The following is an 8,963-nucleotide window of genomic DNA, read 5'->3' as shown; positions in this document are numbered from 1 at the left end:
CAATGGCAACCTTGGTCTTAAAAGCAATTGTGAATTTTCGTTTCGTTCGTTTCATATTCATAAGTTTAAAGTTAAAAATTTTCAACTTAACTTATGGTCCGAATTTAAGGGAGTATTACATTAGAGATGTTCTATAATAAAGAAAGAAGAATCATTTTCAATCCAAATCATAAAATGATTTTTAAAGAAAAAATGAAAATCGTGAATAAAGAATTGGGTGGTATAAAATCAATAAGAACAACAGAGAAAATATATGAATGTATTGAAGAGTGGGATTTTAAATCTAATGGTAAAATTACGCAAGACAAAATAGCCCATCTAATCAATGTTCATGTTTCAACTATAAAAAGATATTGGAGCAACTTTAAAACCTTTGTAAAGGAGCTTAATGATGATTATAAAGGAACAATAAAAGTTGACGAAACTGAAATGATAGAATGCAGAATCGATTATTCCGAATTCTACATAAATAAACCTTTAATGAAAAAATCAGCATAATTTTTTCATAAACGAGTCAGCCAATTTAAAAACTTAATTAGACCCAACACCACTAAGACAAATAATGAGAATAACAGTTGAAGTAATATTACAATCACACCTAGTTCCCCTCCAATTGAAGATGGTTTATGCTTAAGTTCAGCATTTTTGAAAGATTTATACCAATGCTCAGCTTCAAGGTCATATCTCAATCTAGTTGTTGATGAATTATCATTCGGTCTCCATTTATAATTTTGTCTTTCTCCTTGTGTCATAATCTTAAGTGCTATATCACAAATATGATGTATTATTTTAGATTGACACAATAATACACTTGAAAACCAGGTATTTATACGAAAAATAGTCAATTTGGGTCATACTACCATTAATACAATTGTTGATAATGGATGGTACCAAAAAACATTTCAGAATTTTTATAAAAAATTTTTTTTACATATCCGACCTGTTGTATATACAAGAATATTTTTAACCCTATTATAAGAGAGGATACGAGGTCCCGTTTTAAATTTTTCCAATTATTGGGTTGGATTTAGACACCACTCCCTATGTAACTGTCCATATATGCATAAAAACGACAATCCAACCATAGTATATACTTTAAAAACGGTGCTAGTTTAGTGCAATATGGTACCGTTAACCATATTCATAATTTATGGCTGAGGTTTATTCATATTTGACATATTTATATAGAAAACCAACTATGGGTAAATTACCAACAACAGAGAACACTGAAATTTTCACAATGAGAATATCTAAAAAATTAAAGGAGAAGTTAAATCAATTAGCAAAAAGAAGCAAATACGGTGGTAGTGCATCATCTGCAATTAGGGTGCTGATTGAGACGGCTTACCGAGATATTAATTAATACCTTCTATAGCCTAATTTCTCTCTTATATCAGCTTCATTGAGATTAATTAAATCCATTATAGAAATTTCATTTTTAAACTTGGCTTCGTCAAGTCTATGGTGCCAGAATGAATTGAATAATCCTTGTTTTAAAATAATATCTATTCTATGTAAATCATCGATAAAATTATGATGGACATCATAGACATAGAACATATCAAAATTGAATTTGGCTCTTAAAAAAGGTAGGGTGAAATTATCACCAACTTTTGGAATATAAGATAGATTGTTGCATTTAAAAGAAGAGTACGTTTTATTGTGACTGATTAAAAAATATATTTCGGTTTTCTCAATGTTATATTCAAAATTTATCTCATCATCTACAATTGAGTTGTACATTTCAATAAAATACTTATTCAATTGATAATGCTTAAGTCCTGTTATTTGCTCTAATTCTTTTATAGTAGGTAAAGAATAGTTGTCATCGTCATATTTTTGTTTAATAATGAATTCTACTATTGATTGGTATTTTTTATTTTCCCCAAACCTCCTTTGAACTTGCTTAGGAATTTCAAGAAGTGATTTAAGTGAGCTTTTGAGTGTGATTTTGTTCAACAAGGTGGTATAGTTATTATTGATTATAAAATTCCCCAAACTTCTTTAATGCACTTATGTAGGCGTTATGACTCTTCTTACCAAATTCAGATTCATTACCAGTAGGACCATATTTCTCAATGAAAAAATCAATATTTTCAGCCATTCTCTTAACAGTTATGTTTTCTATTTCACAAATTTTTTCAACCCGCTTCATGTAATCATAAACTGTGGATGGATTTCCAGAAGGAGTATATTCACTATAACCTTGCTGAATTAAATATTTCTTAAAGCTTTCTAACATAAATTACTTTTTTAAAATTCTTGCTTAATAAACGTCACCTCACAAGCCTTACAAAGCCTTTTCTCTTGTATGTATTCATTAATATCATACCAACCACCTGTTTTCTGCCAGATATCAAGACCTCGCCCTAAAACAACCTTCCAGCCATTGTCCATAACGATAGAACGGTCATGAATAAAGTCATCAAATTCATAAGTGAAAATAATGCCTAATGATTCCAAAGAATAAGTCATCTGTTCAAAAGCGTCTTTAGCACCTTCAACATAATCTTCTACATTACTTGTAACTAGATGTAATTTAACTTCAGAATCTGGGTCTTTCTTCTCTGAAATTAGTTTTGCTAATTCCATGAAATTTCGAAGCTGATAAGGTAACCGCACATAAGGGTCCACTATTTTAATTTCAGATGCATCAATTAGATATGCCCCAAATAGTATATCATATGATATCCCAGACTGATTATCTCTAATGATTTTTTGACCTTCTTGCAATTCAATTTTGGTTTCTTTTCGTGAAACAATGGATTTAACAGAAATGTCATCTTCTTGATTTTCCTTAAGCTTTTTTAAAGGCTCTCCAAGCTCAAGAACCTCTAGTGTTTCAATAGTTATTATTTCACCTGAATCCTTACAGCTATAACTAAAATCAACTTCTTCAAAAGTTTCATCCATTTTATATAGTTGCTCCTTCACTCTTTTGCGACATTCTATTGCAAAATCTAATAATTCTTGAGCATCCTCTCTACCTATTTCTCCTTGTGGATAAATTATTTTAGACAACCCAGCATAAGTTTTTGCTATGGATGTTTTATCTCTGGTCGTTATAGAATCTGATAATTCAAAATAATGTGAATAATCATGTGTCCTGTCTTCTTTTCGCAATTCCTTCAGTACTTCGGCTAAATAGTCCACAATAAATCCATAGTCACTGGTGAACATTTCATTTCTTAATTTCTGTACTTCCCACCCTGGCAAATAACCATGCATTCTATCCAAGAATGCAGTATCATAATAATCTTTCGGTAAGGCATCAAATAAATCACTGTGTTTTAGCATGTATGGAACAGAATGGTCTGTATTACCAACAAAAACCATTGATGCGGAAGCACCATAAACTTCTGTTCCTCTAGAGAATGATTTATTAGCCATGTAATTTTTCATAATATCTACAAGACCTCTATCAGTTCGTTTTGTTTTTCCAGCAAATTCATCATAAGCCACAACATCCCAATAGCCAACCAATCCAATCTCTCCAGTACTATTATTTACAAATAACTTTGCCTTCGAAACTTCACCACCAGAAATAAGGATACCATGGGGTGACATTTCAGAGAAAATATGAGACTTACCCGTTCCTTTAGGACCTAATTCAATGAGGTTATAGTTGTTTTCTACAAACGGGACAAGTCTAGTTAATTGGAGTATTTTAGACCGAAAAGTAAACTCTTCAGGATTCAATCCAATGGTTTGCATTAATACATCAATCCACTCCTCTTTGCTAAATTTTTTTCTCGCTTCCTTATATTCATTAATATCTATATTAGATACTTGTATAGGCTTAATACTCTCAATAAGCCAAGGAACCATTCCTTTCTCATCACTAGAGAAATAACCCAACGTTAGAATACACCAAACACCTCCTGATAATAATTTTTGATGTTCTTTTATAACATTATCACTGATGGGAATTCCTTTTAGACCAAGGTTTGCAAAAGAAGCTTCATACTGGTCTTTTTGGTCATTAAGTCTAACGGATACCTTATCAATAATTCTATGTGAACCTTTTTCCCTAACCGTAGACTTCACTATTTGAGCTTCGTCACGATGAACAAAATGCTGAGATATTATACTTTTTACAGTTTCTACGCCTAGAACTATAGTAACCTCATCATCCGTAGCACAATACTGCCCTAAAAGATATTCCAAAACGTATGTTGGAACTATAGCATTGCCCTTTACAGCATTAGTGAGGTCCTTTCGAACTACCTTTCCACCGAAATACTCATTTAATTTTATATCTAATTCTTTCATAATTAAAATTCATCAAAATCATTGGTAAATGAAATGTTCAAGGTGTAATAGTACTCCTTGTACTGTTTCCATTTGGTAGTACCTTCGACAGGTTCTTCTAAAATTAACTTTACACGTTGATTTTTATATTTACCACTTGCTTTAGACATTAATTGGAACCGATGTTTGACTTCCCTGAGTCTTTCACTTCCTTCAACAATATTAAAATTATACTTAAACATATCACTCAATAACTCACCATCTTCAGCATAAATAGCTGCACGCAGTGACCGTGGTAATGTATTATCTGTAGCTAAGTCTGTTTGTATAAAAGCCACTACCAAAATATTGGTTGTAATTCTATCCGTAGATTTAATAATATCAACCTCAACTTTTGAAGTAGTGTCCTGACGCTTTTTAGACACTTTTATGACAGGAATAACAATTTCCTGTAAGGTAGCTCCACCATGAACAAATCTTGAACCAGCGCCTTTAACCCTTAGCCTGTTGATAGATTTAGGGATAAGTATATCAGCATCTGAATCTATTCCCAAATCTTTAGCCGTAAAAGCCTTAGTTGTATTATCTCCTTTTAGGTTTTCACCAATAATAAACCGTCTATTTTCTTTCCAAATGGTTCCACTATGCCCAGATTCAATAAAGTCACTGTCATCTAATTGATTATGCTGGTAAATGAAGCCATGGTCCGAAGTAATAATCATATTATTACCATTCATATTTGCTATCTTTTTCAAGAGTTCTGTTAGATAGTCTAATTCTTTTTCTACAGCATCAAACACCCTTTCTTCAGATACCTTATCATCTCCAGTTTTATCTATTCTGTTATGATAGATATAGATGAGGTCATATTGTTTTACAAACTCCCGACCAGTCGTACTAGAATTGAAGTTCATAAACTCATCAGCACCTATAGCAATGGCTCTGACCCCTGAATTGGATTGAAGAACATTTGTTCGTCCTTGAATTCCTGAGCTTGATTTTCCATCCACTATTATGGAATCCGTTTTTGACTTAAGCGATAATTTATTATGCGGTAATAAAGAAGCCATGCCTAATTGAGTATACGATGGTAAAGAACCTATCATACTTCCAATTTCTGACTCATACCTATTTTCTGTTTTAAGACGATTGTTTAATTCTGCGCCAATTTCATATCTTAAAGCATCTGAAATAATCACAAAGACTCTTTGATTTTTTTCAATAAATGGTTGAATATGACTCTTAAAAAATGAACGTTGGCTGTTATGAGCTGTTGTTGACCACTGCTTTGTGGCATCAACATGTTTTTGCCAGTTGTTATTATAGTTTAATAACCAGTTATTAGAATAGACTTTCTCAACAGTTTGTGCGAGCTCAGAAATTATTTTATTCTGACTCGTCTCCCTATAATTCCAAATAAACTTCCTGTAAAGAAGGTCAACTCTATATAATTCTTTAGAGTAGTGTTCTATTCCCTCTTCAAAAGAATTATATATAGTGGCGCTATATTTATTAACATTTTCTATAAATTCAGCGGCTATATTTACACAATCATAGAAGTGTTTATACTTTGAGAACCAGAATTTGTTTTCTCGAATTTTAATATAGTTCTTAACCTTATCTGAAGATATTTCGCCAGCAACTATTAATTCATTCAGGTTGTGTATTATTTTACGGTCACAGAGTTCAAATAGATTGTCATTAATAATAATATCTAATTCTGCATTACTGAGTTTTGATTCTATATTTAAGTCTAATGCTACTCTAGACGAAATCCTTTGAAATGCTTCCTTGAATTGGATGGTGTCTTTCCATTGCAATAAAAAGATTCTGGTCTCTTTGCTCAAATCATTTTTTGAACCATAGACAAAGTTTTTATTAAACACCTCGACAAGAAAATCATAAATAGAGGGGGTTTCAGAGGTATAATTAAACTGGTGCTTAATTTTACCCCAGTAATATTTCTCTAGGTTAAAGCGTTCTAAGTTTTTATCAAACTTTTCATTTCCATCAATAAAGTTTGTACTGTGGGATTGAATAAATGTGTTGAGGTTTACAAAATCGGTATTAAAAACAACAGCCAACATTTTACCTCTAATATCCTCATGCTCATCACCATCACCTAAAAGTTCTTTTAGTTTTGTCTTTCGCTCTTTAGATTTAAAGAATTCAATATGCTCGGCTACAAGCTCTTTGAGATGGTAACCTAAACCTAACTCTTGCAAAACCATAGCTTCTTGGTCAGTATGGAAAGTATAGTGTGCTAATTCTAAATCCAACAACCAATTATCCTCAGGCGCTGGTTTCGGTCCTGTAATGTAAAGTAGATACTTCCTGTTCGGGTTATTTCTATGTACTTTGTATTTTACTTCAAATTCATTGCCTTGAACTTGAATTTTTTCAAATCCACTTTCTTCTAGAGCCTCAAATTCTTCCTTTAACTCTGATTTAGTGTCATACCAAAATATGATTCTGTTAGACTTAAATTTTACGGATATGGATTCTTGAATTTTACTCATTGGACTGGATGTAAGTCATAAAAACTTTTACGGCTTCGTTTATTTTCTGTGGACCGAAACCTTTTATATCTTGACGATATTTTTCCTCTGCCAAAAGACGCTCAAATTCGTGCTTCTTACTACCTAAACCCATTTCTGGGTTTGACTCAAATTCCTCATTAAACAAATTGAAACTAGACTCAATCAATTCAATCCAATCAACTCTTTTCCCTAAAACATTATCTTTCTTTATCAAGTCAATAAATCCAATTTCTTTTTTAGAAAAGTTAGGGCTATCAACTTTTAAGTTAACTACGAATGGACGTTCTTCATCAAAATCCTCTCTTTGTTCTGGGGTTTGGAAAATATCTAACTGTTCACCTTTATTAATGGGTGGCATAGTGTTGTCTTTAATTTGTTTAGATTCATAAGAAGTTCTCTCTTCTTCTACTGAATTTTCCTTGGTTTGTTCTCGGTTTAATCGCTCTGCTTCTATTTTCCATTTTGGTTTAGTGGGCATAGATTTCTTTGTTCCGAAGGTTTCTATATGAATTTTCAAACCTTTTTCATCAATCTCTTGGTTGAGTATTGTCTTGTTGATGTATTTTGTTACTAAAGATAGTTTCTCATCATCTTCGTTTAAAGACTCCATTAGTATTTTAGAAATATTTGCATATCCATATGCAGAACCCCAAATACCGAAAGAAAGACCATAATGGTAAAACTTGTTTCTATCCATAAAGTCTTGCAGTTTTTCCATTTCTGAATAACGTGATAGGAAGCATGCGAGTGATTTTAAAGCATTATCTTCAATTTCATTTATTTTAAATCCTATTCCGACCTTGGTAAGACTTTTATATAATTTTCTGAGATAATCTACACGGTCATCATTTTCGCCTTTAGAGCTTTTAATTGAATCTGCTACATTCTGTATTATATTCAGCCTGCATTGAGCAATTTCATCCGATGTTGATAGTTCAATTCTACTGAGAACTTCATTAATAATTAGGCTATAATCTAAATTCTCTTCTTCATTTATTTCTTTTAAATTTGTTTTAATCTCAGTTAGGTCCGAATTTATATCAATTGAAATATTGTCCAATTCGTTTTCTTTAGCTGCGACTGACCTGTACTCTCTTATTCTTTTATTAATTAGAGCGGTGAACTTATCAAAACTATCTTTTAACTCCTTATGTCTCTCTATTGAAGAATTTTTCAAAAAATCCTTAATGTTATTTATTGAAATCTCTAATAATTCTTCAATACTAAATAACGAGTCGTCTTTATCTTTGAGAAAATCAGAAATCAATGAATATACAGTTATCCTTGTTTTTTGATATTGCAGTTTTTTAAGAATTTCAATAATGCTTTTTTCAGTGCTGAACTTTTCCTCGATTAACTTGTCTATGTCTGATTGTTCGTATGCCCCGAATAATATCTCAATTCGTTCTTTGATATCTATTAATTGGTCTAAAGCCTTATTAGCTGAGCTATAATCAAAACTCCCTTTCTTTCCTTTATTATTTCTTGAAAGCACTGACAAATCATTTAATAATGCAGAGTATGAATTGATGAATTCTTGGAAATACCTAGAGCCTTCAGCCATTTCTTGAGGTTGCTCTTTCAGTTTTCCTGAAGCGTAAGCATAAACAAACCCTTTAAATTTGTTTACTTTTTGGTCTCTCAAAATTTCGGATTGGTTACTATTTTTAGCATCTGAAAAGTCTGCAATAATAGACTCGTTCCAGTCAAAAGATTCTATCTCGTAATCATCCAAAACATAAATATTACTAATGTAGTTGTCTACATTTTTGACTTCGATACTCCTTCTGGTACTTGCTATTAATTTTTTCTTCTCTTCTTCAGTTCTGGTTAATAAAAAACACTCCATCCAATTTATATATATGGACTTATCCATTTGAATAATATCAATTCCATTAATTGATTTTCTTGAATAATCACCATTAAGATACTTCTCAGGAACACTGAGATAAAGCGGATATTCTTCTCTGTCACTTCTAATATTGGGAAGTATTGGGATTTTATTATATGCAAGAAGGGAATTTTGAAGGGGATTGGCATTAATCCTTTCAAAGCGCTTAAATCCAAAACCCCTTTTTTCATAGAAAGACACTGGCGATATGCTCTCTGATGAGAGTATATTATTAAAGTTCAAACTATTTACGGGTATATAATAATATGTATTCATAACAT

Annotated in this window: 8 protein-coding genes; 2 read left to right on the top strand and 6 right to left on the bottom strand. The window is 31.7% G+C overall.

Annotation, left to right across the window (positions count from 1 at the left end; genetic code table 11):
- The first annotated feature begins 174 nt into the window (after window positions 1-174).
- Window positions 175-498: a hypothetical protein gene (locus VZD24_RS14630; RefSeq protein ID WP_342688027.1), complete on the top strand. Its 324-nt coding sequence runs from the start codon at window positions 175-177 to the stop codon at window positions 496-498.
- A 5-nt stretch (window positions 499-503) separates the two neighbouring features.
- Here the strand turns inward: VZD24_RS14630 and VZD24_RS14625 are convergent, their stop codons facing one another.
- Window positions 504-752 (bottom strand): hypothetical protein, encoded by a 249-nt coding sequence (locus VZD24_RS14625; RefSeq protein ID WP_342688026.1) that lies wholly within the window; start codon window positions 750-752, stop codon window positions 504-506.
- Between the two features lie 398 nt (window positions 753-1,150).
- Here VZD24_RS14625 and VZD24_RS14620 point away from each other — a divergent pair, with 398 nt between their 5' ends.
- Window positions 1,151-1,363, top strand: coding sequence for a hypothetical protein (locus VZD24_RS14620; protein WP_342688025.1), 213 nt, complete (start codon window positions 1,151-1,153; stop codon window positions 1,361-1,363).
- Here the strand turns inward: VZD24_RS14620 and VZD24_RS14615 are convergent.
- Genes VZD24_RS14615 through VZD24_RS14595 form a run of 5 tightly spaced genes read right to left on the bottom strand, consistent with a single transcriptional unit; the run spans window position 1,360 to window position 8,958 of the window.
- Window positions 1,360-1,959: a hypothetical protein gene (locus VZD24_RS14615; protein ID WP_342688819.1), complete on the bottom strand. Its 600-nt coding sequence runs from the start codon at window positions 1,957-1,959 to the stop codon at window positions 1,360-1,362. The two genes, VZD24_RS14620 and VZD24_RS14615, sit on opposite strands and share 4 nt — an antisense overlap.
- A 16-nt stretch (window positions 1,960-1,975) precedes the next feature.
- Window positions 1,976-2,242 carry a hypothetical protein gene (locus VZD24_RS14610; protein WP_342688023.1) on the bottom strand — a complete coding sequence of 89 codons (267 nt, stop codon included), beginning with the start codon at window positions 2,240-2,242 and terminating at the stop codon, window positions 1,976-1,978.
- Between the two features lie 11 nt (window positions 2,243-2,253).
- Window positions 2,254-4,272, bottom strand: coding sequence for a BREX system Lon protease-like protein BrxL (gene brxL, locus VZD24_RS14605; RefSeq protein ID WP_342688022.1), 2,019 nt, complete (start codon window positions 4,270-4,272; stop codon window positions 2,254-2,256).
- Window positions 4,273-4,274: 2 nt separating this feature from the next.
- Window positions 4,275-6,770: a BREX-1 system phosphatase PglZ type A gene (pglZ, locus tag VZD24_RS14600; protein ID WP_342688021.1), complete on the bottom strand. Its 2,496-nt coding sequence runs from the start codon at window positions 6,768-6,770 to the stop codon at window positions 4,275-4,277.
- Complete coding sequence (locus VZD24_RS14595; RefSeq protein WP_342688020.1) at window positions 6,763-8,958, bottom strand: hypothetical protein; 2,196 nt, start codon at window positions 8,956-8,958, stop codon at window positions 6,763-6,765. Before VZD24_RS14595 ends, pglZ begins: the two co-directional genes overlap by 8 nt.
- Window positions 8,959-8,963 lie beyond the last annotated feature (5 nt).

It is taken from the genome of Aequorivita flava (assembly GCF_038742595.1).
GTDB lineage: Bacteria > Bacteroidota > Bacteroidia > Flavobacteriales > Flavobacteriaceae > Aequorivita > Aequorivita marisscotiae.
This window is presented reverse-complemented; position numbering and strand designations above follow the sequence as displayed.